The organism is Rhodococcus aerolatus, from assembly GCF_054783215.1.
In genome coordinates this window covers 24,587-48,864 of the sequence record NZ_BAAGQZ010000036.1, presented here as the reverse complement: position 1 = coordinate 48,864, position 24,278 = coordinate 24,587, and the positions used below count along the sequence as shown (strand labels likewise).

General features: G+C 75.1%; 23 protein-coding genes. 11 read left to right on the top strand and 12 right to left on the bottom strand.

The annotated features are described in order from the left end of the window. Positions 1-84 precede the first annotated feature (84 nt). From ACYVOF_RS13630 to ACYVOF_RS13615, 4 genes are all read right to left on the bottom strand, one after another. Positions 85-2,622, bottom strand: coding sequence for a LuxR C-terminal-related transcriptional regulator (locus tag ACYVOF_RS13630; RefSeq protein WP_460867316.1), 2,538 nt, complete (start codon positions 2,620-2,622; stop codon positions 85-87). A gap of 445 nt (positions 2,623-3,067) precedes the next feature. Beyond that, the gene (locus tag ACYVOF_RS13625) at positions 3,068-3,976 is read right to left on the bottom strand and encodes a DUF6764 family protein (RefSeq protein WP_460867315.1); all 909 of its coding nucleotides are present in this window, start codon (positions 3,974-3,976) and stop codon (positions 3,068-3,070) included. Between the two features lie 281 nt (positions 3,977-4,257). After that, positions 4,258-5,289, bottom strand: coding sequence for an LLM class F420-dependent oxidoreductase (locus tag ACYVOF_RS13620; RefSeq protein WP_460867313.1), 1,032 nt, complete (start codon positions 5,287-5,289; stop codon positions 4,258-4,260). An 88-nt stretch (positions 5,290-5,377) separates the two neighbouring features. Further along, positions 5,378-5,959, bottom strand: a complete 582-nt coding sequence (locus tag ACYVOF_RS13615; protein ID WP_460867311.1) for a DUF1349 domain-containing protein — start codon at positions 5,957-5,959, stop codon at positions 5,378-5,380. Positions 5,960-6,273: 314 nt separating this feature from the next. On the opposite strand from ACYVOF_RS13615, the gene ACYVOF_RS13610 reads away from it, so the two are divergent. Both ACYVOF_RS13610 and ACYVOF_RS13605 read left to right on the top strand, forming a co-directional pair. Further along, complete coding sequence (locus ACYVOF_RS13610; RefSeq protein WP_460867309.1) at positions 6,274-7,446, top strand: monodechloroaminopyrrolnitrin synthase PrnB family protein; 1,173 nt, start codon at positions 6,274-6,276, stop codon at positions 7,444-7,446. Then, on the top strand, positions 7,443-7,859 hold the full coding sequence (locus ACYVOF_RS13605) for a nuclear transport factor 2 family protein (protein ID WP_460867306.1): 417 nt from the start codon (positions 7,443-7,445) through the stop codon (positions 7,857-7,859). The genes ACYVOF_RS13610 and ACYVOF_RS13605 overlap by 4 nt, the downstream gene beginning before the upstream one ends. 174 nt (positions 7,860-8,033) lie before the next feature. Here ACYVOF_RS13605 and ACYVOF_RS13600 read toward each other — a convergent pair whose 3' ends face one another. Together ACYVOF_RS13600 and ACYVOF_RS13595 are read right to left on the bottom strand one after the other, a co-directional pair. After that, entirely contained in the window at positions 8,034-9,017 is a 984-nt protein-coding gene (locus ACYVOF_RS13600) for an NAD(P)H-binding protein (RefSeq protein WP_460867303.1), read from the bottom strand. Positions 9,018-9,114: 97 nt separating this feature from the next. Next, positions 9,115-9,834, bottom strand: coding sequence for a TetR/AcrR family transcriptional regulator (locus ACYVOF_RS13595; protein ID WP_460867300.1), 720 nt, complete (start codon positions 9,832-9,834; stop codon positions 9,115-9,117). An 80-nt stretch (positions 9,835-9,914) separates the two neighbouring features. Between ACYVOF_RS13595 and ACYVOF_RS13590 the strand changes: the two genes are divergently transcribed. From ACYVOF_RS13590 to ACYVOF_RS13580, 3 genes are all read left to right on the top strand, one after another. Then, complete coding sequence (locus ACYVOF_RS13590; RefSeq protein WP_460867298.1) at positions 9,915-11,372, top strand: MFS transporter; 1,458 nt, start codon at positions 9,915-9,917, stop codon at positions 11,370-11,372. Between the two features lie 86 nt (positions 11,373-11,458). Beyond that, positions 11,459-12,829 carry a ferredoxin reductase family protein gene (locus ACYVOF_RS13585; protein ID WP_460867295.1) on the top strand — a complete coding sequence of 457 codons (1,371 nt, stop codon included), beginning with the start codon at positions 11,459-11,461 and terminating at the stop codon, positions 12,827-12,829. Between the two features lie 16 nt (positions 12,830-12,845). Continuing rightward, the gene (locus ACYVOF_RS13580) at positions 12,846-12,998 is read left to right on the top strand and encodes a hypothetical protein (protein ID WP_460867293.1); all 153 of its coding nucleotides are present in this window, start codon (positions 12,846-12,848) and stop codon (positions 12,996-12,998) included. A gap of 227 nt (positions 12,999-13,225) precedes the next feature. On the opposite strand, the gene ACYVOF_RS13575 is transcribed toward ACYVOF_RS13580, so the two are convergent. Then, positions 13,226-13,525, bottom strand: coding sequence for a hypothetical protein (locus ACYVOF_RS13575; protein WP_460867292.1), 300 nt, complete (start codon positions 13,523-13,525; stop codon positions 13,226-13,228). A 383-nt stretch (positions 13,526-13,908) separates the two neighbouring features. On the opposite strand from ACYVOF_RS13575, the gene ACYVOF_RS13570 reads away from it, so the two are divergent. Continuing rightward, on the top strand, positions 13,909-14,784 hold the full coding sequence (locus tag ACYVOF_RS13570) for a class I SAM-dependent methyltransferase (RefSeq protein ID WP_460867289.1): 876 nt from the start codon (positions 13,909-13,911) through the stop codon (positions 14,782-14,784). 18 nt (positions 14,785-14,802) lie between these two features. Here ACYVOF_RS13570 and ACYVOF_RS13565 read toward each other — a convergent pair whose 3' ends face one another. Continuing rightward, complete coding sequence (locus tag ACYVOF_RS13565) at positions 14,803-15,432, bottom strand: peroxiredoxin (protein WP_460867287.1); 630 nt, start codon at positions 15,430-15,432, stop codon at positions 14,803-14,805. 126 nt (positions 15,433-15,558) lie between these two features. Here ACYVOF_RS13565 and ACYVOF_RS13560 point away from each other — a divergent pair, with 126 nt between their 5' ends. Further along, positions 15,559-16,242 (top strand): GNAT family N-acetyltransferase, encoded by a 684-nt coding sequence (locus ACYVOF_RS13560; protein WP_460867285.1) that lies wholly within the window; start codon positions 15,559-15,561, stop codon positions 16,240-16,242. A gap of 4 nt (positions 16,243-16,246) precedes the next feature. On the opposite strand, the gene ACYVOF_RS13555 is transcribed toward ACYVOF_RS13560, so the two are convergent. Beyond that, complete coding sequence (locus ACYVOF_RS13555) at positions 16,247-16,447, bottom strand: hypothetical protein (protein WP_460867283.1); 201 nt, start codon at positions 16,445-16,447, stop codon at positions 16,247-16,249. An 83-nt stretch (positions 16,448-16,530) separates the two neighbouring features. Between ACYVOF_RS13555 and ACYVOF_RS13550 the strand changes: the two genes are divergently transcribed. Then, on the top strand, positions 16,531-16,869 hold the full coding sequence (locus ACYVOF_RS13550) for an MGMT family protein (RefSeq protein WP_460867282.1): 339 nt from the start codon (positions 16,531-16,533) through the stop codon (positions 16,867-16,869). Positions 16,870-16,946: 77 nt separating this feature from the next. Further along, positions 16,947-17,597, top strand: coding sequence for an NAD(P)-binding oxidoreductase (locus ACYVOF_RS13545; protein WP_460867280.1), 651 nt, complete (start codon positions 16,947-16,949; stop codon positions 17,595-17,597). Positions 17,598-17,690: 93 nt separating this feature from the next. Here the strand turns inward: ACYVOF_RS13545 and ACYVOF_RS13540 are convergent, their stop codons facing one another. From ACYVOF_RS13540 to ACYVOF_RS13530, 3 genes are read right to left on the bottom strand one after another with little or no spacing between them, the layout of a single operon-like run. Beyond that, positions 17,691-18,146: a MaoC family dehydratase gene (locus ACYVOF_RS13540; protein WP_460867278.1), complete on the bottom strand. Its 456-nt coding sequence runs from the start codon at positions 18,144-18,146 to the stop codon at positions 17,691-17,693. Continuing rightward, positions 18,143-19,696 carry an acyl-CoA synthetase gene (locus ACYVOF_RS13535; protein ID WP_460867276.1) on the bottom strand — a complete coding sequence of 518 codons (1,554 nt, stop codon included), beginning with the start codon at positions 19,694-19,696 and terminating at the stop codon, positions 18,143-18,145. Before ACYVOF_RS13535 ends, ACYVOF_RS13540 begins: the two co-directional genes overlap by 4 nt. 10 nt (positions 19,697-19,706) lie before the next feature. Beyond that, on the bottom strand, positions 19,707-20,582 hold the full coding sequence (locus tag ACYVOF_RS13530) for an amidohydrolase family protein (RefSeq protein ID WP_460867275.1): 876 nt from the start codon (positions 20,580-20,582) through the stop codon (positions 19,707-19,709). 222 nt (positions 20,583-20,804) lie between these two features. Between ACYVOF_RS13530 and ACYVOF_RS13525 the strand changes: the two genes are divergently transcribed. Together ACYVOF_RS13525 and ACYVOF_RS13520 are read left to right on the top strand one after the other, a co-directional pair. After that, positions 20,805-22,532, top strand: coding sequence for a S8 family peptidase (locus ACYVOF_RS13525; RefSeq protein WP_460867273.1), 1,728 nt, complete (start codon positions 20,805-20,807; stop codon positions 22,530-22,532). Between the two features lie 297 nt (positions 22,533-22,829). After that, complete coding sequence (locus tag ACYVOF_RS13520) at positions 22,830-24,275, top strand: AMP-binding protein (RefSeq protein WP_460867429.1); 1,446 nt, start codon at positions 22,830-22,832, stop codon at positions 24,273-24,275. The last annotated feature ends 3 nt before the right edge of the window (positions 24,276-24,278 follow it).

Here is a 24,278-nt window from a genome sequence, read left to right as displayed (position 1 = left end):
AGGAACATCGAGGCCGGAGATCAGCAACGTCACTACCTAGCCCGCCGGGCCGGGACTACGTACGCGGGGCGCGGGGTGTGTGGCTCAGCGTGGGGTGAGCGCACCGGGGAGCTGGCGCCGGTTGGTGATGCCGAGCTTGTGGTAGGCGCGGTGGAGGTGGACCTGGACGGTGCGCGGGGAGATGCCCAGCTGGGTCGCGATGTGCTGGTCCTGCCGGCCCCCGGCGGCGAGGAGGGCGACCTGCCGCTCCCTCGGGGTCAGGTCGGTGGCGGGGAAGCTGGCGACCCAGGCGATGTCGGCGTTCTCGCAGCGTGCGTGCAGGGCCAGCGCGTGGGCCTGCTCGCGGACCGCCTCGTCGGGTCGACCGGCGTCGCGGAAGGCGCGGGCCGCGGCGTAGCGGGCCTCGGCCGCGTGCAGCACGGCCCCGACCGCGGCCAGGTCCTCGCCGGCCTGTCGCAGGGCCGGGCCGTCGTTCGTGGTGCGGGCGTGGGCATGTCGGGCGAGCGCTGCGGGCAGGGGAGCCCGCAGCTGGTCCGCGGCCGCGACCACGATCTCGGCCGCACCCGGGTCGCCGGTGTAGCGCACCGCGTCGTGGGCGGCGGCGAGGGCCAACCTCCAGGCCCCCCGGGCCGCGGCGACCCGTGCGGCGGTGAGGGCGACCCGGGCGGCGGCGGTCCACGCCCCTCCGGCGGCGAGGACGGCGGCCTCGGCCATGTCCCAGTCGGTCTGCAGGACGGGGAACGACGGTGCCTCGGGGGGCACGTCGGCCAGCGCTGCGCGGGCCTCGTCCGCCAGTCCGGCCAGCGCGGCGGCCCGGGCCAGGAAGGACAGGCTGTAGCGCAGGAACCGGCCGTCGAAGTCGTTGCTCGACGACACCATGATCCTGAAGTGCCTGGTAGCCGTGCGTACCTGGCCACGCTGCAGGGCGATGGCGCCCGAGGCAGCGGCGACGCGCGGGTGCAGCCACTCGTCACCAGCGGCCATCGCGCTGCGATGCATCCGTCCAGCGATGACCTCCGCGTCGTGCAGGCGGCCGGCCCTGGCGGCGGCGAGAGCCGCCGTCGCCTCCAGCGTCGCGACGTCGTACGGCGCCGCGGCGCGGAGCGTGTCGGCGTGCGCCAGCTCGGCCTGCAACCACTCCTCCGACGGTGCGCGCTCCCCGGCGTACCCGGCCGACGCGACCAGGACGAACGCAGCAAGAGTCTTCGCGGCAGCATCGGCACCCGGGTCGTGGAAGACGGGCCCGGCCAGGGCCGTCGACCGGTCGAGGTCCCCGTCCAGCATGAGGGCCTGGGCGTGCAGGGCCTGCATGTGCAGCGAGCCGGCCGGGACGTGCGGGCCCGCGACCAGGGCTGCGGCTTCCTGGATCTCGCCGAGGCGGGTGCGGCCCAGGGCCCGCGTCGCGGCCACCCGCTGCGCCAGCGCCTCGGGCAGCGGCGTCGGTCGTGCGGTGGCAGCCAGGTCGTCCAGCAGACGGTCGGCCTCGGCGATCCGCCCCCGCATGAGGACGATCTCCGCCAACGTCACCGTCGCCTCCGCGGACCCCCCGTCGGCGGCGGCCCGCGCCAGCAGCTCGGCCGTGGGTCCGGCCGTGGCCCGGGCCGACCGGGCCGCGGCGAGGAGCTCGGCCTCGTCGACCGGCTCGTCGAGCTCCAGGCGCCACAGCGCGGAGCGGACCACCTCGGCTGCGCTCGGCCCCCGGACGGACCCGATCGCTCGCACGAGGTCGCGGCGGAGGCGCCGGGACCGCAGCGGCGGCAGCTCGGACAGCAGGACCTCGGCGTGCAGGGGGTGGGCCATGGTGATGACCGGTCCGTCGATGCTGGTCTGCACCCGGACCAGGCCGCGACCTTCCAGCGCCTCGAGCAGGTCCACGTCGAGGAGCGCCTCGCCGACGGGGAGGGTCACGGGCTGCCCGAGCGCGACGTACTCGCAGGTCGTGCGGTCCGGGAGGCCCAGACCCGACAGGGAGGCTCGGAGCAGCTCGGTGACGCCGGCTCCGACCGGCAGGGCACCCACCTGCTTCCACACCTGGCGGTCCCGGGCGATCGCCCCGTCCCGCCGGCCCGCGGTGACCAGCTCGCGCAGGAACAGGGGGTTGCCCTGCGAGCGCTGGGCCAGCGTCCAGGCGAGGCGGTCCTCGACGTCACCACCGAGCACCTGCTCCAGGACCGTCAGGACCTCACCGACCCCCAGCGGGCCCAGCTCGGAACGCTCGCACCGTCCACTGGTCCACAACCGGGCAACCGGGTCCGGGGTGATCTCCCCCGACCGCACGGTCACCAGGAGCGAGACGTCGGGGTCGTGGGCCAGTCGCCACACCCCGTCCGCGGCGTCCCGGTCGAGACGGTGCGCGTCCTCGACGACCACCAGAGAACGACGCCCCACCCCGGCCAGCTCGTCGAGGCTGCGCGACGACAGCGCTGCGCCGCCCACACACAGGACCAGGGTCGTGGACCACCCCTCGGCGGTCAGGCGGTCGGACACCTCGGCGGCGAGCGTCGACTTCCCCGTGCCCGCCCCGCCCACCAGCACCGTGCCCACACCGCGGCGCAGCCGGCTGACGGTCGCGTCGCACTCCTCGTCGCGACCCACCACCGGCCACGACCCGACCCCCGCCACGCGCCACACCCTAGGCCGGTGCACCCTCGCACCCGTCGGCCACGACGGCCCGCCGCAGCCGAGCAGCTGGACGAGTGCGTCGCGACCGCCCTGGACCGGCGGCCCCGCCGGACGCCGTGGGCCGAGCCAGGGGTGCGAGGCGGACCAGCACCAGGACGGAGGCGTACCGGCGCAGCCAGGCGGCGCGCCCGTCGGGCACGGCGCCGGCCTCGGTCCGCCACGCGCGGACGAGCTCCCGCTCGAACTCGTCCCGCGGGTGCCGCTGGAGGACGGCAAGGGCGGCGAGCGACAGGCCTGCTGCCGGGTCGGCCCGCACGGACGGCCGCGTCGGGCTCGACGGTGACCGCGGGGTGGTCGGTCCCGAGGATGTGGACGTCGCCACGGCAGACGCGACACCCCACCTCCCCGACGCGTCCGCAGACCCGCCCCGTGGTGCTCGTCGCCGCTACCGGACGGCGAGCGTGGTGGCGGGGACGGTGCCCGGGGCGGGCAGCTTCAGGGTGAAGGTGTAGGTCCTGGCCCCCAGGCTGACGCACCCGGCACCGCTGCCGGTGGTGTACGCACCCGCGAGCGGCCCGCTGCAGTCGACGCCCTCGGTGGAGCTGGCGGACGCCGACCCGCCACCGCCGGCGGCGGCGTACGCGCCCTGGCCGTCGGAGGCGTCGGCCCGGGCCGCGGAGTCGGCTCCGACGGCGTAGCTGACAGCGACCCCGCCGGTCTCCGCCTCGCTCGTGGCGTAGCCCTCGTCCAGGGCGGTGGAGGTCGCGGAGCTGCCGGCGTCGTACGCCTCGGAGCTCGCCAACGAGTTGCCCCGCACCGTCGCGGTCGCCGTCGCGCCGTCCTGGGCGTAGGCGCCCGCGTAGTTGGGGCTCGCGGGGTCGACGTAGCCGTTCGACGTGGCGGTCGCCGACCCACCGCTCGCCACCTCGGCGACGGAGTAGCCCCCACCCGTCGCGGTGGCCGTGGCGTCACCGGCCGAGGAGGTGTACGCCTTGGCGACGCTGCCGACCGGGGTGCTCGTGCTGGGTGAGGACCCGGGCGCGACACCGGACCCGGTCGAGGTGGACCGGGCGGTGCCGGTGGACCCGGGTGACAGGAAGCTCCCGTACGCCTGCGCGGTGCAGTACGGGTCCGGGTTGGGGTAGGTCGACGACCCGAGCGTCTCGGTGGTGTCGCCCGTGGCGGTGCAGGTGACGGCGGACGCCGGCGCAGCGACGGCACCGGTGATCCCGGCGGAGGCCAGCACGGTCCCCCCGAGGGCGAGGACGGCGCGGCGACGCTGCGGGGTCAGGGCGCGGTGGCGGCCGGTGCGGCGGGGCAGCGGCAGCGAGGTCTTGGACATCGAGTTCTCCATGGGTCGTGCGGGTGACCCGCATCGGACGAGGGGTGGCGCAGACCGACTCTCGTGACGGCGGCCGCGGCTGGTCGGGGGCACCGTTCGTCGGACGGTCCGTGCAGTGTCGGCAGCAGACGCGGACCCGGGATCCGCAGAGTCGATGCGTACACCGGACCGGGCGGACTGCGTACGCCCTCACGCCGACCTCGCCGCAGGCTGCCGTCCCACGGGCGCGACCCACCGCAAGACGTCCCGGCGGCGGGTCACGGTCGTGTGGCGCAGGCCCCGAGGGGCGCGGTTCAGCGGCGTGCGAGCAGCCGTCCGACGGTGCGGATGGTGGCCTCGTGCGGCCGCAGGACCATGGTGGTCACCACGGTCTCCTCCCAGCGGGCGAGCTCGTCGGCGACCTTCGCCTCCGGGCCCACCAGGGCCACGTCCTCGACCATGGCGAGCGGCACCGCGGCGGCCGCTTCCCGCTTGTCGCCGGCGAGGTAGGCGTCCTGGATCGCGGCCACCTCCGCCTCCCAGCCCATCCGGGAGAACACGTCGGCGTGAAAGTTGGCCTCCCGCGCGCCCATCCCGCCGGCGTAGAGCGCGATCTCGGGGCGCAGCGCGTCGGCCGCGCGCTCCACGTCGTCGTCGATCACCACCGGCACCGGGCACACCACCTCGAAGTCGTCGAGGGTGTGGCGAGCACCGTCGCGGGCGAACCCGTCGGCCAGGGCGGCGCGGTAGAAAGCGTCGGTGGAGGGGCCGAACCACAGCGGGAACCAGCCGTCGGCGACCTCGGCGGCCAGGGCCACGTTCTTGGGTCCCTCGGCGGCCAGGAACACCGGCAGGTTGGCCCGCAGCGGGTGCACGGTGGAGCGCAGCGGCTTGCCCAGCCCCGTCGCACCCTTGATCGGCAGCGGGTAGAACGCGCCACTGTTGGTCACCGGCGCCTCGCGGGCCAGCACCTTGCGCACCACCTCGATGTACTCCCGGGTGCGGGCCAGCGGCTTGCGGTAGGACTCGCCGTACCAGCCCTCCACCACCTGCGGCCCGCTCGCGCCGAGGCCGAGGACGAACCGGCCGCCGCAGAGGTGGTCCATGGTGAGGGCCGCCATCGCCGCCGCGGTCGGGGTGCGGGCCGACATCTGCATGATCGAGGTGCCCAGGCGCACCCGCTCGGTGCGCGAGCCCCACCAGGCCAGCGGGGTCAGCGCGTCGGAGCCGTAGGCCTCCGCGGTCCACACCGAGCTCAGGCCCAGCTCATCGGCCCGGGCCACGAGCTCGGCCGCGCCCTCCGGCGGGCCGGCCGACCAGTACCCGACCGACAGTCCCAGCTCCACGGTGAGCCCCTCTCGTCGCTGCGGCCCGACCGTACGTCCACGGCCCGCGCACGGCAGGGCCCGTGCCCGGGGAGCGGAGGCGGGACAGTCAGTGCAGGGAGTCGTCGGGTGGGGTGCGCCGCCAGCCGGTGAAGACCACGGTGAGCCCGGCGCGGGTGGGGGAGCAGCAGTACGGGCCGGCCCGGAGCTCGGTGGCGGGGTCGACGTGGGCGACCCGGACGAGCCGGAACGCCTCGTCGTCCACCCGGGCCCGCAGGGTCACCGCGTCGCCGTCGCGGCTGGCCCGCACGGTCACCGTGCGCCCGGCCCAGTCGGGCACCGGGGCGACCGACCAGTCGGAGGTGCGGTGGGTGACGACGGCACCGAGCTGGGGCGACCCGTCGGACACCTCCACCCCGGCCTTGACCCACTCCTCGGGCCCGGCGCGCAGCAGCAGCCCGGCCTGGTCGAACTGCTCGGTGTAGTCCAGCCGGAACCGGACCTCGAGGGCGTCCCGGGTGCCGAAGGGGGCGAGCAGGCCGTGCGCGTCGTCGTGGACGAAGCCGTAGGAGGTGTGCCGCCAGGCGTCGCTGCCCGCCACCGCCGTCACCCGGAGACCGTCCGCAGTGGTCTCGACGGCGGCGGGCGGGGTGGTCCACCGGGCCTCGCGCAGGAGGCTGTCCTCGATCACGGGTGCATCATCGCGTCCCGCCGCCGACGCACGGGTGGGGCAGCTCGACTCGCCGCGGTGCGCCGGGGCCGGCGAGGACTGCCTGTGGGTGCGCGGCGAGACGGAACGCGGTGCCGCTGCGGTGGACCCGGCCCGCGAGGGGATCGGTGACGTGGGTGCCGAGCACGAGCTCGTCGCGGTCAAGATGCCGCCGGCCCGAGCCGACGGGTCGAGCGGCGCCTTCCCCCGCCGCGGTGGGTGCCGCTACGATCCGCGGTCGTGCTCCCCGTGCCGCGGCCGAGGCCGTGACGGGCCACGACACCGGCGTACCGCGCGTGGCGGGACCCGACGAGGTCGGGTCGCCGTCGGTGACGGTCGCGGAGCTGGTGGGTCGCGCCTGCGCCGGTGAGCCCGCTGCCGGGGACGACGCCCTGACCGACGTGCTGCTCGGCAGCACCTGCGGGCGCGTCGACGACGGTCTGCTGCTCGACCACGAGGCGGTCCGAGCCGGTGACCCGTTGGGGCTCGACGACCGGCTCGCTGCGCTGCCCGCGGTCAACGAGGCCCGCGACGCGACCGTGCTCACCGCTTGGCTCGGGGACGCGGCGCGTCACCCGGCGCAGGACGACGACCCGGTGGTGGCGGTCGCGGCCCTGCGCGACACCGGGATGGTGCTGGCGGCGCTGCGCCGGCTCGGCACCGAGCCCCTCGAGGCGGTACCCGCCCTGGAGCCCCGGCTGCTGGCCTGGGCCGCGGCGAGCCGCATGGTGCCCCGCGACACCGTCGTGCACTACACCCTGTGGAACCCGACCGACCACCGGGCACGACGGCAGACCCGCGACCCGCAGGAGGTGGTGCTGGTCGAGAGCGTGCGGCGCAGCTGCCGCCTGCTGCCCCTGGCGGCGGTCGCGCTGGACCGGGCCGTCCACGACGGGCCCACCACCGCGGCCGGTCTCGGGTGGCTGCGCACGGCCCGGGTCGCCCTCGACGGGTTCGCCGCCGCGTTCGGCACCGTGACGACGGGCGTCTCCCCGGCGTTCTTCGCCCGCGAGCTGCGGCCCTTCTTCGACCCGGTGACCGTCGCCGGGACCGTCCACCTCGGACCGGCCGCCGCGTTCGTCCCGCTGTTCCTCGTCACCGGCCTGCTGCACGGCACGGGCGAGGCCCAGGCCGGGGTGCACGACGACGCCGTCACCCACGGCCGTCCCCGGTGGCGCACCACCGGAACCGTTCTCGAGGACCACGAGCCGCTCACCGAGACCCTGCTGCGCCACCGCCGTGCGGACCCCGGTGACCCGGGTCTGGACGCGTCGTGCGCGCTGGTCGCGGCGGGCAGCCGCGCCGTGCTGCAGTTCCAGGGACAGCACCTGACCGTCGCCCGGCGGACCTACCGGGCCGAGCTCACCTCGTACACCCACGGCAGCGGCGGGTACCCCGTCGAGGTGCTGGCGCGCATCACCGACGACACCCGCACCGCCGCCCACGCCCTCGACCGGGCCCGCCCGTGAGCCCGGACCCCGACGCGCGCTGCGCCGCGGCGATCCGGGCGATGTACGACGCCCGTGGTGCGGCCGCGGTGGACGCCCTCGTCGCGGTGCTGGCCGAGGACTTCCGGTTCACCCCCGCCGGCAGCGCGGCCTCCGCGCTGCAGGCGGAGTACACCGGCGCTGCGGGCTTCGCCGACTTCCTGCGCCGGCAGGCGGACTGGACCGCGGACAGCTGGTGGCCGGTGCTGGACTCGATGGAGACGACCCCGACGGGGGTGCTCGCCCACGTCCACGTCACCCCGACCCGCACCGACGGGGTGCGGGTCGCGTTCAGCCTGACCCACCACTGGGACGTCCGCGACGGTCTCGTCCGCCGGTTCCACAGCGTCGTCGACGACCAGGCCGCCTACGACCGGTTCCACACCTCCCCCTGAGGGCAGCTCGGGGCGTCGCGGGTGCCGTCCCGCTCGTGCACGCCGCCGAGGCCCGAGGACCGGGGTCGGCCGACCGGCAGTTCCAGCTCTGCGGTGAGCCCCTCTCGTCGCTGCGTCCCGACCGTCCGTGCAGCGACGGAGCGCGGCGGGCCCCCGGGGCGCCGGGAGGCGACGTCAGCGGTGCTGGGCCCAGTCCGGGTCGGTGGTGCTCAGCTGCAGCGGGTCGCTGCTGGCGGAGGTCCCGGTGGGCTCGGTACCGGCGGCGATGCGCTCCCAGGCCTGCCCGATGGTGGTGAGACCGGCCTCGGGGTCGGGGACGAGGTCCCGGATGCGGGTGTCGTTGCTGGCCATGGTGTTCGGCAGGCTCATCACCAGGTCCGCCGTCAGCTCGTGGGGCAGCGGGGTCAGCCAGGACACCACCCGGGCCACCAGGGCCGGGGGCACCGCGGGCACCGGCACCCACACCCGGCGGCGCCCACGGGCACGGGCGTAGGAGCGGATCAGTGCGGAGTAGGTCGGGCTCTCGCCGTTGGACACGTCGTACGCCCCGGCGGGCACCCGCTCGGGGTCGGCGGCCGCGACGAGGTAGTGCAGGACGTCGTCGACGGCTACGGGGGAGACGGGGTGGTCCATCCAGCGCGGCAGCGGGATGACGGGCAGCCGCTCGACGAGGTGGCGGATCAGCTCGAACGACGTCGACCCCGCCCCGAGGATGATCGCCGCCCGCAGCTCGACGAGCTCCACCCCGGGCTCGTCACCGAGGGCGTCTCCGACGTCGGCACGGCTCTCCAGGTGCTCGGAGAGGTGCTCGTGGCGGGGCACGAACCCGCCGAGGTAGACGATGCGCCGCACCCCGGCCCGGCGGGCGGCCCGGGCGAAGGTGCGGGCGCTGTCGAGGTCGTGACGGGCGAAGTCGCCCTCCCCGATGGAGTGGACGAGGAAGTAGGCGACCTCGGCGGGGCCGGCGAGCGCAGCCGCGCACGAGTCGGCGTCGGACACGTCGAGCTCGGCGCGGGTGACCGACGAGGGCCAGTCGAACCGGTCGAGCTTGGTCGTGGACCGTGCGGTGGCCGTGACGTCGTGCCCGGCCCGGGCCAGGGCGGTCACGAGCCGGGAGCCGACGTACCCCGACGAGCCGGTCACCACGCACGTCGTCACCGGCGCGACCCTAGCCGCCGGCGAGGAGCGACCGGGTGTGCGGGCGTCGCGGGGGATCGCGGCGGCCGGGACGCCCCCCGGCGGGTCGGGGCGGGCCTCAGGGTCCCGGGGTCCCGGCCTGGGCCTGGATCCCGGCGAGCAGCAGGTCGAGCCCCGAGCGGAACACCTCCTCGTCGTCGTGGCCGGCGAACTCGTCGGCCACGTGGTGGGCGAAGGGGTACAGCTCGGGGTCGAGCGCCCGCCACCGGTCGGCGTAGCGGGCGAGGAACTCGGCGGGCTCGAGACCGCTGTCGAGGAACTCCTTGGGCGGCGGCTGGGCCATGTCCACCGCGACCCCGACGATGTAGCTGACCAGGGACGAGACGGCGTGGAACCGCTGCTTCGGGGTCAGCTCCAGGCGCATCAGCTGTTGGCCCAGCCGGTCGAACATGAGCATCGAGTTCGGCTGCAACCCGGTGTTGCGCAGCATGTACGAGCCGAACCACGGCCGTCGCCGCATCTCGTCGAACAAGGCCAGCGAGAGCGCCCGCAGGTCGGCGATCGGGTCGCGCCCGGTGACCAGGTCGGCGGTGTCGTCGAGCAGGCGGCCCATGACCTCGTCGGTCGCCCCGTCCAGCAGCTCGTCCCGGTTGGCCACGTACCAGTAGATGCTGGCCACCCCACCGCCCAGGCGGGCGGCGAGCGCCCGGAAGGTCAGGCCCGGCTCGCCCGACTCGTCCAGCAGCGCGATCGCCTCCGCGAGGACGGAGTCCAGCGAGTGGGTCACCCGGTTCCGTGACCTGCGGGGACGGGCGGGCGCAGCGGTGTGGTCGGTCATGCCTTGCACTCTATCGAACGGTGTTCTACGGTTCGAACCGCGTTCGAGAGTCGAACGTCGTTCGATACCGGGAGGTGGCCATGACCAGCACGGACCTCACCAGCACCAGCACCACGAGCAGCCCCGCGTCGTTGCGGGCGGCGGCGCTCCCGCTCGCCGCCCTCTGCCTCGCCTTCTTCGTCGAGATGGTCGACAACACCCTGCTGACCATCGCGCTGCCGACCATCGGGCGGGAGCTCGGCAGCGGCACCACCGCCCTGCAGTGGGTCACCGGGGCGTACTCGCTGACCTTCGGCGGCCTGCTGCTCACGGCCGGGTCGACCGCCGACCGCCTCGGCCGGCGGCGGGTGCTGCTGACCGGGCTCGCCGCGTTCGGCGTCATCAGCCTCGCCGTCGTCGGTGTCACCACGGCGGGGGAGCTGATCGCCCTGCGGGCCGCCCTCGGCGTGGCGGCCGCGGCGATGGCGCCCGTCACGATGTCGTTGGTCTTCCGGCTGTTCGACGACGAGAAGCTCCGCATGCGCGCCATCACCGTGGTCATGGTGGTGGGGATGTCCGGCTTCGTGCTCGGCCCGCTGCTCGGCGGCACCGCCCTGGCGCACGTCAGCTGGACCTGGCTGCTCGTGGTCAACGCCCCGATCGCGCTCGTCGCCTGGGTCGGCGTCCGCCTGGGTGTGCCGGCCGACCGTCGCGAGGACCTCACCTCCGACCCGCTGGACCTGCCGGGCGCGGTCCTCACCATCGCCGCCATCGGACTGGGCTGCTACACCCTCACCAGCGGGGTCGAGCACGGCTGGCTGTCGCCGGTCACCCTCGCCGCGGCGCTGGGCGCCGTCCTCGCGGGCACGGCCTTCGTCCGGCACGAGCGCGCCACCGAGCACCCGATGCTTGACCTGGGCCTGTTCTCCGCCGGGCCCGCCCGCGGCGCGGCCATCACCCAGGTCGCCGCGTCGATCACCATGGCGGGCGTCATGTTCGGCCTGATCCTGCACTTCCAGTTCGCCCACGGCTGGAGCCCGGTGCGGGCGGGCCTGGCCAACCTCCCGCTCATCGTCACGATGATCGCGGCCGCCCCCCTCTCGGAGTGGCTGGCCGCCCGCTTCGGCCACCGCTCCGCCTGCCTCGTCGGCGCCGCGCTGCTCGTGGTCGGCCTGCTGGGCACGGCCTGGGGGGTCGAGCACGGCTACCCCGCGATCGCCGTCGCGATGGTCGTCCTCACCGTGGGGCTGCGCACGATCATGACCATCTGCGCCGTCGCGCTCGTCGCGGCGATGCCCGCCAACCGCACCTCCGTCGGCGCCGCCCTGAACGACACCGCGCAGGAGGTCGGCAGCAGCCTCGGCACGGCGGTCGTCGGCACCCTCATCGCGGCTCTGGTGACCACCCAGCTGCCCGCGGGGGTGTGGAGCTCCGACCTCGTCCGGAGCTTCTTCGCCGGCGAGCGCACCACCTACCTCGCGCTGGCCGTCGTCGTCGGCGTCATCGCCACCTACGGGGCCCTGTCGCTCACCAGCTCCCGTGCCACCGACGACCACTGACCGGTGCCCACCCTGCTCCCGGCGCAGCAGCCGCCGATCTCCGGAACGGCCACCACCTCGCGTCCGTCACGGCTTATCCTGCGCCCGTGTCCCTGACCGCACCGGGCCCGGGCCGTGCCGGACCGCGGGCCGGGCTGACCGGCGCCCTGCTCGCCCGCAGCACGCTCTACGTGCTGGTCGCGGTCGGGCCGCTGCTGCTGAGCCTCATCCAGCTCGACCCCGGCCGCGGGTTCTGGGTGAACCTGTCGGTGGCCTTCGGCTTCGTGGGGCTGTCGCTGATGGGCCTGCAGTTCGTCATCGCCTCCCGGACGGTGCAGGTCAGCACCCGGGGCGGGGTGCTGCCGCTGCTGCAGTTCCACCGCGAGATCACCTACCTGGCCCTGCTGCTCATCGTGGCCCACCCGGTGATCCTGGTGCTGTGGGACTCCCGCTTCTGGGCCCTGCTCGACGTGGTGCACGCCCCGGTGCGCGCGAAGCTGGCGGTCGCCTCGGTGGTCGCGCTGCTGGCGCTGGTCGCGACGTCGGTGTGGCGGTCCCGGCTGCGGCTGTCCTACCGCGCCTGGCAGCTGCTGCACACCGTGCTGGCGGTGACGACGGTGGTGACGGCGCTGGCCCACGTCCTGCTCATCGGCTACTACGTCGACCAGCCCTGGGAGCGGGGCCTGTGGATCGCGTACACGCTGGCCTTCCTCGCCATCTCGGTCTGGGTGCGGGTGGTGAAGCCGCTGCAGCGGTGGCGCCGCCGGTGGCGGGTGGTGTCGGTGGAGGAGCAGCCGGGCCCCAGCCACCGCGTCACGCTCGAGCTCGTCGACCCGGGCTCCTACGGACCGGCCGGGTTCCGGTTCCGCGCCGGGCAGTTCGCGTGGATCGCCGTGGGGCGCTCGCCGTTCGAGATCACCCAGCACCCGTTCTCGTTCTCCTCCAACGCCGACCGGCCCGAACGCATCGCGTTCACCGTCCGCGCCTTCGGGGCCTTCACCTCGAGCCTGCACGACCTCACCCCGGGGCGTCACGTCTACCTCGACGGGCCCTGGGGCGAGCTGCACGTCGACCGCCACCCCGCTCGCCCGCTCGGTCTGCTCGCGGCGGGCATCGGCGTGACCCCGGCGGTGTCTATCCTGGAGACGCTCGCCGACCGGGGTGACCCGCGGCCCTGCGTGCTCGTGCTGGGCAACCGCAGCGAGGGGGAGGTGGCGTGCGGGGACCAGCTCGCCGCGCTCGCCGACCGGCTCGACCTGACCGTCGTGCCGGTGCTGAGCCGGGCCGGGGAGGGCTGGACGGGTCTGCGCGGTCGGGTCGACGCGGAGACCCTCGACGCGGCGCTGCTGGGCGACGTCAGCGGCTGGCAGTTCGTCGTCTGCGGGCCGACGGCCATGATGGACGCGGCCGAGGCGTGGCTGGCCGGGCGCGGGGTGCCGCGCGAGGCCGTGCTCGCCGAGCGCTTCACGATGGTCTGAGCGGGAGGGGGCGGACGTGGACGCACGAAGGGTCCGGGTGGTCGGGCTGGTCATGAGCCTCGTGATCGTGGTGGCGTGCGTGGTGTGGGCGTCGGCCGTGCAGGTGCTGGTGCCCGACGCGTGCAGCCTGACGAGCCCGCCGCCGCGGGCGCAGTACCTGCACTGCTAGCGGGGACGCCGCTCGCGGGCCGGGTCGGACCAGGGTCTGCTCGTCCGGCCCGTGCGGCGTGGCACACGCGGGACCCACACCCGTCGGCGCAGGATCACCCACGGCAGGCCGCCCCGCGGGGTGGCCACCCCCGGTACGCACCCCCCGGCGCACCGGTGCGGGCCCCGCGGCCCCCGACCACATCCCCCCGGGTCGGGGGCCGCACCCGTGCTCCGTCGGCGCGGCGGCTACGACGGACCCGTGCCGGGTGCGTCCGCGGTGCCGGCCTCGTCGGGGCGCCACTCGGAGTTCATGCCGCCCAGGTGGGGGTGGAACATCTCGTCGCCGGCGTGCTGGGTCAGCTCGACCTTGATCCACGTCGGGTCGAGGTCGAACCGCGCGGCCACGGTGGCGACCAGCGCCCGGGCCAGCTCGGTCCGTGTCTCGACGGGCCTGCCCCTGCTGATGTCGCAGAGGACGAGGGCGGACGGGGTGGGTGGCCCGCCGGCGTGGCAGCGCCAGACCCCACCGGGTCCCAGGTCGTGCACGGAGACGGTGACCAGGTCCTCTACGCCCGCATGATGCGGGCGTAGAGGACGCCGAGCTCCCGGGCCAGCGCCTGCTTGGCGTCGACCGTCACGGTCAGCGGCAGGTCGACCTGGATCGAGGGCACGGCACGACCCTGCTCCCGCCTCCGGGGCACGTCCAGGGTGGCGTCGGCCGGGAGCGTCCCGAGAAGGCGCCGGGGGACGGCGTCGCCCCCGACCGGTGTCGCACTGCCGACAGCCCGCGCACCCCGGCCCGGCCCCCCGACCAGGACGACCACCGCCGGGTGCTGGCCGTGGTCCGGTACCTGACACGGTGAGGGCCGGGCCGTGGTGTCCTGGCGACCGCGCGACCCGCCCGTCCCCCACAGAGGCAGGAGCCCCCCGTGACCGGAACCGTCGTCGACGTCCTGCGCGCGGCCCGCGCCGGTGACCTCGCCACCGCCCGCCGCGGGTGCAGCGACGCCGCTCGTCCGCTGCTGGCCGACGCCCTGGGCACCTACCTGGCGACCCACCGCGACCTGCACGGCTCCGTCTACACCGACCCGGCGGCGTTCCAGGCGTTCATCGCCGGCGGCGGCAACGTCGGCCTCTACGAGGCGACGGCCGCCGCCCTGGCCGCGGCCCACGAGCGGAGCGGTGCGCGGTCTGTCCTCGACCTCGGGTGCGGGGACGGCGCGGCCCTGGTCCCGGCCCTGGCCCGGTCCGCCCACCGCCCGCGCCGCGTCGAGCTGGTCGAGCCGTCGGCGCCCCTGCTGTCGACCGCGACCGACCGGCTGCGCGCCCTGGGGGTCGAGGTGGTGACGAACCACGTTGCCGCCCAGTCGTTCACCCGCGGCCTGGCCGACGGGGACCACTGGGACCTCGCCGAGGCCACCTTCGCGCTGCACACCCTGCCGGCGGGCGAGCGCGACGCGGTGCTGACGGCCTTGCGGCCCCACGTCGGCGAGCTCGTCGTCGTGGAGTTCGACGTGCCCGAGGACGAGCCGGGCACCGAGGCGCACCTGCGCTTCCTGGCCGACAGCTACGAGCAGGGCCTGGCCGAGTACGGCAACGACCGTGACCTCGTCGCGCAGGGGTTCCTGGTGCCCGTGCTGCTCGGCCAGCTGGACCCGGCCGCCGCGCGGATGACCCACGAGCAGCCCGCCCGGCGGTGGGTGGCACAGCTGGAGCGCTGCGGCTGGACCGATGTCGAGACCGCGCCGCTGCACCCCTACTGGTCGTCGCCGGCGTTCCTGCTCACGGCACGCGGCAGCCGCTGAGCCCGGGGCCGTGACCCGTCAGGAGGGGGAGTCGGCGTAGCGCAGGTAGGGCCGGACCTCCTCGACGTTGTCGAACCGCTGCCGCGCGTCCTCGGTGGAGACGGTCGGCGCGACGATGACCCGGTCGCCCTTGGTCCACTCCGCCGGGGTGGAGACAGGGTTCGCGTCGGTGGTCTGCAGCGCGTCCAGCGTCCGCAGGATCTCGGTGAAGTTGCGGCCCACGGACTTCGGGTAGGTGATGGTCAGCCGGACCGTGTTGCGCGGGTCGATGAGGAACACCGAGCGCACGGGGGAGGTGTCCCCCTCGCCGGGGTGGATCATGTCGTAGGCCTCGGCCACCGACCGGTCGGCGTCGGCGATGATGGGGAAGTCGACCTCCGCCCCGGCGACCTCGGCGATGTCGGGTACCCAGCGGTGGTGGTCCTCCACGGAGTCGACCGAGATGGCGATCGGCTTGGCGTTGCGGGCCGCGAACTCCCCCGACAGCGCCGCGGTGCGGCCGAGCTCGGTGGTGCAGACGGGCGTGAAGTCGGCCGGGTGGCTGAACAGCACCGCCCACGAGTCCGCCTTCCACTCGTGGAAGGAGAGGGGCCCGGCCGTGGTGTCGGCCGTGAAGTCGGGGGCGGTGTCACCGAGACGGACGGACAACGATCTCTCCTCAGCTGGGATGCGACGGACGCACCACCGTAACGAGGGCGCCTCCCGAGGCGACGGCAACCCCATCAAGTCGACCGACTCGGTCGACAAACCCCGCGGGTGGGAGGGTGGGCGCCCGTGACCGACCACGTGCTCGACCACGCCGCGTGGTCCGCCCTCACCGGCGCGCACGCGCACCTGGCCGAGGGTGACGGCGGCGCCCGGCGCTACCGCCGTGACGTCGCCCCGTTCGCGGGCCTGGCCCCGGTGCGCGACGCGGCGGCGTGGGCCGACCTGCGCACGGTGGCGGCCGGGCGCCCGGTGATCCTGTTCGAGCCGGCCCCGGTGGGGCAGGCGCTGCCCGGGGGCTGGCGGGTGCTCGAGGAGCTGGCGGGGGTGCAGCTGGTCGCCGGGCCCGACCTGCGGGGCACGCCGGACGACGAGGCCGTCGTGCTGGGGGAGGACGACGTGCCGGACATGCTCGACCTCGCCGGGCGCACCAGCCCGGGCCCGTTCCTGCCCGCCACCCGGCTGCTCGGCACCTACCTCGGCATCCGCCGCGAGGGGCGGCTCGTGGCCATGGCGGGGGAGCGGGTGCGCCCGCCCGGCTTCACCGAGATCAGCGCCGTGTGCACCGATCCCGCCGCGCGCGGGCAGGGCCTGGCCGGGCGGCTGGTGCTCGCCGTGGTGCACGGGATCCGCGCCCGCGGGGACGTCCCGTTCCTGCACGCGACCGCGACCAACCCGGCCCGGCGGCTGTACGCCCGCCTCGGGTTCGTGCACCGCAGCGACGTCGTGTTCACGGTGCTGCGGGCGCGGTGAGGTCTCAGACGGGGACGCCGTCGCGTCGCAGCGCGACGAGCACCCGGGGGTCGAGCCACTCGGTGACGGCGGTGACGCCGTTGTGCCGGGAGATGTCGACCAGGTCCTCCAGCCGGCTGAGCGCTCCGTCGGCGTCCGGGTCGTCGAGGCGGTCGAGGACCGCCTGCTGGGCGAGGTCGAGCTGCTGGTGCAGGGTGGTGATCACGGCAGGCTCCAGTCCGGGATCTCGATCATGAGCCGGTGGCTGGGGCCCGTCAAGATCCCCGCACGACGGCGCAGGATGGGTCCGTGACCGGACCCTCCCCCGATCCGTCCAGCGGCCCGGACAGCCAGGCGGCGTTCACCGCGGCCGTGCTCGACCTCGTCGACCGCGTGCCACCCGGCCGGGTGGTCACCTACGGCCAGGTCGCCGAGCTCGTCGGCCGCGGCGGGCCCCGCGGCGTCGGCGGGGTGATGGCCCGGGACGGCGCGGCCGTCACCTGGTGGCGGGTGGTGCGCGCCAACGGCACCCTGCCCGCGCACCTCGTCGTGGAGGCGCAGGAGCACTGGCTCACCGAGGGCACGCCGACGCGGCGCGGGATCGTCGACGTCGAGCGGGCCCGCTGGTGGCCGGAGGACACGGGCTGACGGCTCGTCGTGCCCGGCCGCCGCCGGTCGGTCAGGGTGGGGTGGACGTGCCCCCCGACCCCAGGAGCTGAACCAGAATGTCCGACGTCCTCGTCATCGGTGCCCACGGCAAGGTCGGCATGCTCGCCGCCCCGCTGCTCGTCGAGGCCGGCCACACCGTCACCGGCGTGATCCGCGACGCCGGCCAGGCCGCTGAGGTCGAGGCCACCGGGGCGCGCACGACCGTGGCCGACGTCGCCGAGCTCGACACCGACGCGCTGGCCGAGCTGATCGGCTCCCGCGACGTCGTGGTCTGGTCGGCCGGCGCGGGTGGGGGCAGCCCCGAGAAGACCTGGGCACTGGACCGGGACGCGGCGATCCGCACCGCCGACGCCGCGGCCCGCACCGGGGCGCGGCTCGTCATGGTGTCCTACTTCGGCGCCGGACCCGACCACGGCGTCGACCCCGAGAGCGACTTCTACCCCTACGCCCAGTCCAAGACCGAGGCCGACGCGCACCTCGCGGGCACCGGCACCGGCTGGACCATCCTGCGGCCCAGCACGCTCACCGACTCCGACGGCGGCGGGGTCCAGCTCGGCACCGACGGCGTCGAGGCCGGCCAGGTCGCGCGGAAGACGGTGGCGCGCATGATCACCGCCGTGGTCGGCGACCCGGACGCCGCGGCGCAGCGCACCATCGCGTTCAACGACGGCGACATCCCCGTCGACGAGGTCCTCGCCGCCGGCTGACCGCCGGCGGGTCTCCCCAGCACCGCCGTACGGTCTGTACAGGACGTACGGCGGGCCGGGGCGAAACACCCGGCTCGCCCCGGCCCCCGGCCCTCAGGCGTAGGTCCGGAACACCGCCTCCGCGATGCACACCGGCTTCGCCGCGCCCTCGGCCTCGATGACGGCGCCGATGGTCAGCTGCAGCCCGCCGGAGACCTCCTCGACGTCCTGGAGCGTCGCGGTGAGCCGCACCTTCGACCCCACCGGCACGGGAGCGGGGAAGCGCACCTTGTTGAGCCCGTAGTTCACGCCCATCGTCGCGTCGCTGACCACGAGGACCTGCGCGTACATCGGGATCAGCAGGGAGAGCGTCAGGTAGCCGTGGGCGATGGGCCCGCCGAAGGGGCTCTCGGCCTTGGCGCGCTCGACGTCGACGTGGATCCACTGGTGGTCCCCGGTGGCGTCGGCGAAGGTGTTCACCCGCTCCTGGGTCACCTCGAGCCAGTCGCTGGTGCCCAGCTCGGTGCCGACGAGGCCGGGCAGCTCGGCGACGGTGGTGGTGGTGCTCATGGGTCCTCCTGGGACGTGGTGGTGGGGGTGAAGGCCTCGCGGAGGTCCGGCTTGCGGATCTTCCCCGTGGCGGTCTTGGGCAGCGCCTCGACGTAGCGCACCGTCTTCGGCACCTTGAACCCGGCGAGCCGGGTGCGCAGCGCGGTCAGCAGGGCGTCCGGGTCAGGTGGTGCTCCCGGGTCCGGGACGACGACCGCGAGACCCACCTCGCCCCAGCGGGTGTCGGGCACCCCGATGACGGCGGCCTCGACGACGCCGGGCTGCTCGAGCAGGGCCGACTCGACCTCGGCGGGGTACACGTTCTCCCCACCGGAGATGATCATGTCCTTGTAGCGGTCCCGGATGGTGAGGTAGCCCTCGTCGTCGGTGGAGCCCGCGTCCCCGGAGTGGTACCAGCCGTCGACGAGCACGGCCGCGGTCTGCTCCGGCTCCCGCCAGTACCCGGCCATCACCGTCGGCCCCTGCAGGACGACCTCCCCGACCTCCCCCGGCGCGCACTCGACGCCGTCGGGCCGGACCACGCGCACGTCGGTGAAGAAGCACGACTTGCCCGCCGAGCCCAGCTTGCGGTCGGCGTCGGCCGCGTCGAGCGAGGTGCCCGAGGGTGCGGTCTCGGTCATGCCGTAGGCCTGCTGCATCGCCACGCCGCGGTCCTGCCAGGTGCGCAGCGTCGTCGCCGGCAGCGGAGCCCCGGCCGCCCCGATGGTCCGCAGCGCCGTCAGGTCGGCCCCGGCGAAGGCCGGCAGCCGGCTCATCGCGTCGAGCATGGTCGGCACGGCGAAGAACGACGTCACCCGCTGCTCGACGATGACGGCCAGGGTGGCGGGCGGGTCGACGCCGCGCACCAGCACCACGCACCCGCCCCGCATCAGGGTCGGGTTCACGGTGCCGTTCAACCCTCCGATGTGGAACAACGGCGCGAGGCCGAGGGTCCGCTCGTCGGGCGAGAGGTCCAGTCCCATCACCTGGTTCACCGCGTTGAACGTCATGTTGCCGTGGGTGAGCACCGCGCCCTTGGGTCGACCGGTGGTGCCGGAGGTGTACATGATGAGGCAGGTCTCCTCGAGCCCGACGGCCTCGTCGCGCGCCACCGGCTCAGCCGCGGCCAGCAGCGCGGCCCAGTCCTGCGAGCCCGTCGCCCCGGCGAGCGGGGGCTCGGCGGCCACCCAGTGCCGCACCCCCGCCAGCCGCGGCACCAGCTCGTCGACCACCGGGCCCACCTCGCGGCCGTGGACCACCACGCCCGCCCCGGAGTGCTCCAGGACGTAGGCGGCCTCGGGCGCGGTGAACCGTGCGTTGACCGGCACCCACACCGCGCCGAGCTGGCCGCAGGCGAACAGCGTCTCCAGCGCCGCGGGGTGGTTGGCCCCGAACCACGCCACCCGGTCACCCCGGCGCACGCCGAGGGCGGCCAGCGCCGAGGCCGCCCGGCGCACCCGCAGCGCGAGCTCCCCGTGGGTCGTCGTGGTGCCCTCGAACCACAGGGCGGGCCTGGCCGGCGATATCCGGAGCCGCCGCTCGGGCCAGGAGCCCAGGCCCTCGTTCCTCACACCGAGCCCCTCATCGCAGGCCCAGGGCCCGGATGGCGTTCTCCTTCATGATGAGCGGGACCACCTCGGGCTTCATCTCGAGGGTCTCGAAGTCTCGGATCCAGCGGTCGGGCTTGAGCAGCGGGTAGTCCGAGCCGAAGAGCACCTTGTGCTTGAGCAGGCCGTTGGCGGCCTTGACCAGCTGCGGCGGGAAGTACTTGGGCGACCACCCGGACAGGTCGATGTACACGTTGGCCTTGTGGGTCGCGATGGAGATGGCGCTGTCCTGCCACGGCACCGAGGGGTGGGCCATGATGATGGTCAGCCCGGGGAAGTCCGCGGCCACGTCGTCGAGCAGCATCGGGTCGGAGTAGCGCAGCTTGATGCCGCGCCCTCCCGGCAGGCCGGCGCCGATGCCGGTCTGCCCGGTGTGGAACAGGGCGGGCACCCCCAGGCTCTGCAGCTCCTCGTAGAGCGGGTAGACCGCGCGGTCGTTCGGCTCGAAGCCCTGCAATGAGGGATGGAACTTGAAGCCGCGCACCGCGTGCTGCTCGACCAGGGTGCGGGCCAGCCGGATCCCGGCGGCACCGCGGGCCGGGTCGACCGAGCCGAACGGGATGAGCACGTCGGGGTGCTCGGCGGCGAGGTCGGCGATCTCCTCGTTGCTCAGCGCGGGGTGCCCGGTGGCGTGCTCGATGTCGACGGTGAACACCACCGCGGCCATGCCCCGGGCCCGGTAGTCCGCGGCGATGTCGGGCACCGTCGGGTCGTAGGGGTCGCCCTTGAAGTAGCGGGCGGCCGCGGCGTTGAGCTCGTCGTCCAGCGCGAGGTGGCCGTGGGTGTCGGCGTGGACGTGGGTGTGGACGTCGATGGCGACCAGGGCGTCGAGGTCGAGCTGCAGGCTCATGCCGGCACGTCCATCGGGGCTCTCCTCCGTCCGGGGGTGTGACCTGCGCAACATACCGCCGACGGGTCCCGTGCCCGTTCGTCACACGGACGTTGCTTCGGCGTCCTAAGGTCAACGCCGCCATGGCAGGGGGTCATGGCCTGGTCAACGGACCGTCCCACGAGGGCGGCCGGGGCCTACTGAGCGCCCACACCCCGTGGGCCCGAGACAGGAGAACCACCTGTGCGACGACGACTGACACTCGGCGCGGGCACCGCCGCCGCAGCCCTGGCCCTGGGGCTGCTGGCCGTCCCGGCCCAGGCCGCGGGGACCGCCGACACCGGCTCCCAGGTCACCACCCAGGCCGACGTGGGGGCGCAGTACGCGGTGCTCTTCACCGAGGGCACCTCGGCCGCGGCGGGCCGCGCGGCCGTCGAGGCCGCCGGCGGCACCGTCCTGGCCGTGAACGAGGCGATCGGCGAGGCCACCGTGCGCGCCGACCGCGGCTCGTTCCTCACCGACGTCGCCGCGGCGCCGGAGCTCGCCGGCGCCGCGCGCAACACCATCGTCGGGCAGGTCCCCGGCGACGCCCGGGCCGACCGGCAGACCGTCGAGCGCCTCGAGTCCGAGCGCGCCGCCGCCCAGGGGCCCAGTGCCGCTGCCGCGCCGGGGGTGCCGGCCGCCGAGCCGCTGGGCTACCTGCAGTGGGACAACCAGCAGATCGGCGCCACCCAGACCGGGTCCTACGCCCGCGACCGGGGTGACTCCCGCGTCATGGTCGGGGTCATGGACACCGGGGTCGACGGCAGCCACCCCGACATCGCCCCCAACTTCGACGCGGCCCTGTCCCGCAACTTCACCACCGACATCCCCGAGATCGACGGGCCGTGCGCCGAGGACCCCGACGGCAGCTGCTCCGACCCGGCCGACGTCGACGAGGACGGCCACGGCACCCACGTCGCCGGCACCATCGGCGCCGCGCTGAACGGCATCGGCATCTCCGGCGTGGCCCCCGACGTCACCTTGGTCAACGTGCGCGCGGGCCAGGACAGCGGCTACTTCTTCCTGCAGTCCGTCGTCGACGCGCTCACCTACTCCGCCGACGTCGGCATCGACGTGGTCAACATGAGCTTCTACATCGACCCGTGGCTGTTCAACTGCGCGAACAACCCGGCCGACAGCCCGGCCGAGCAGATGGAGCAGCGCACCGTCATCGCGAGCACCCAGCGGGCCATCGACTACGCGTGGTCGCGCGGCGTGACCCTGGTCGCGGCCGAGGGCAACGGCAACACCGACCTCGGCAAGCCCGTCGTCGACGAGACCAGCCCCGACTTCCCGCCCGGCGCCGAGCGGACCCGCACGGTCGACAACACCTGCCTGAACATGCCGACCGAGGCCAACCACGTCATCTCCGTGACCTCGACCGGTGCCTCGGAGCGCAAGGCCTACTACTCCGACTACGGCGTCGAGCAGGCCGACCTCTCCGCCCCCGGCGGCGACTACTACGACCCGGCCGTGCAGGTCGGGGCGAGCACCGCCCGCGACCCGCGCAACCTGGTGCTGTCGGCGTACCCCAAGGCGCTCGCGCTGGCCAACGGCGACATCGACGCCGACGGCAACCCCACCACCCCGTTCGTCGTCGTCGACCAGGGCGCCACGTACCAGTACCTGCAGGGCACCTCGATGGCGTCGCCGCACGCGGCCGGGGTCGCGGCCCTGGTGGTGAGCAAGCTCGGCTTCCCGGACGTGTTCCGCGGTGACGGCGGGCTGACGCTCTTCCCGGGCATCACCGAGCTGGTGCTGAACCTGACCGCGCGGGACCACGCCTGCCCCACCCCGGCGACGTTCTCCTACCCGGGCCTCTCGGACGTCTACACCGCGACCTGTGAGGGCTCGACCCGCGACAACGGCTTCTACGGCACGGGCATCGTCGACGCCGGTGCGGTGTCGCGGCTGCCCTTCGGCCGGTAGCCCCTGCGCCGCACGACGGCCCCGCCACCTCCCCGGGTGGCGGGGCCGTCGTGCGTCCGGGGCCGTCGGCGCACGCGATGTGGGCGAATCGCGGCCGCGGGGCCCGGGAGACCGCGCGATGTGGGCGAATCGCGCGTGCCAGGCCCGGGAGGTCGCGCGACGGGGGCGAATCGCGACGACGCTGGGGCGCGCAACGGGGACGACACGGGAACGGCGACCGGGCGTGACACGGGGTCCCTAGCGTCGTCGCGTGCCCACCGCGCCTGCCGCCGTCGTCGGGGCGCGGCCGTGCCGGTGATGTCGATCGGCCGGGTGTTCGCGTGGCTGGCCGAGCGCGACCCCGACCGCGTGGCGGTGCGCGACGAGGACCGGGCGATCACCCGCCGCGAGCTCGACCTCGCCTCGAACCGGCTCGCCCGGGAGTACCGGCGCCGCGGGGTGGGGGTGGACTCGGTGGTCACCGTCGGCCTGCCCAACGGGGTCGAGTTCTACGTGGCCTGCGCCGCGATCTGGAAGGCCGGCGGTGTGCCGCAGCCGGTCTCGCCGCGGCTGCCGCGGCCCGAGCGGCAGGCCGTCGTCGAGCTGGCCGACCCGGTGCTGCTGCTCGGCGTCGACCCGGCCGAGCACCCCGGCCGCGCGTGCCTGCCCGCCGGTTTCACCCCCGACCCCGCTCTGCCGGACACGCCGCTGCCGGACGTGCACGCCGCGTCGTGGAAGGCCCCCACCTCGGGCGGCAGCACGGGCCGGCCCAAGCTCGTCTTCTCCGGCACCCCGGCGCTGTGCGACCCGGAACGACCCACCGCCGCCTACGTCCCGCGCGACGCGGTGCAGCTGGTGCCCGGCCCGCTGCACCACAGCGCCCCGTTCCTGTTCTCGATGCGCGGGCTGTTCCTCGGCCACACCCTGGTGGTGCAGCGCCGCTTCGACCCGGTGGCCGTGCTGGCCGCGGTGGCGCAGCACCGGGTGACGTTCGTCCTGCTCGTGCCCACGATGATGCAGCGGATCTGGCGGCTCGGCGCGGAGGTGCGGGCCGCGCACGACGTGTCCTCGCTCGAGCTGGTGCTGCACCTCGGCGCCCGGTGCCCGGAGGGGCTCAAGCGCGCCTGGCTCGGCTGGCTGGGCCCGGAGCGGGTGTGGGAGGTGTACTCCGGCACCGAGTCCGCCGGGGTGTGCGCCATCCGGGGGGATGACTGGCTGGCGCACCCCGGCTCGGTGGGCCGGCCCGGGCCGGGGACCGAGTTCGCCGCGGTCGACCCCGCGGGGACGGTGCTCGGGCCCGGCGAGGTGGGCGAGCTGGTGATGCGCCGGCCGGGGGCGCCGCCCGCCTACCACTACCGGGGCGCGGCCCGGCCCCGCGACGACGGCTGGGAGACCCTGGGCGACCTGGGCTGGGTGGACGAGCAGGGCTACGTCACGGTCGCCGACCGGGCCGCCGACGTCGTCGTCACCGGGGGTGCCACGGTGTGGCCGGCCGAGGTCGAGGCCGTGCTGGACGCGCACCCGGCCGTGCGGTCGTCCGCCGTCGTGGGGCTGCCGGACGACGACCTCGGCGAACGCGTGCACGCGGTGGTCGACGCCGCCGGGGTGGCGGTCGACCCGGACGCGCTGCGGGCGTGGGCCGCCGCCCGGCTCGACCCGGAGAAGGTGCCCCGCACGGTGGAGGTGGTCACCCAGCCGCTGCGCGACGACGCGGGCAAGGTGCGCCGCTCCGCCCTGCGCACGGACCGGCTGCCCCCCGGCTGACCC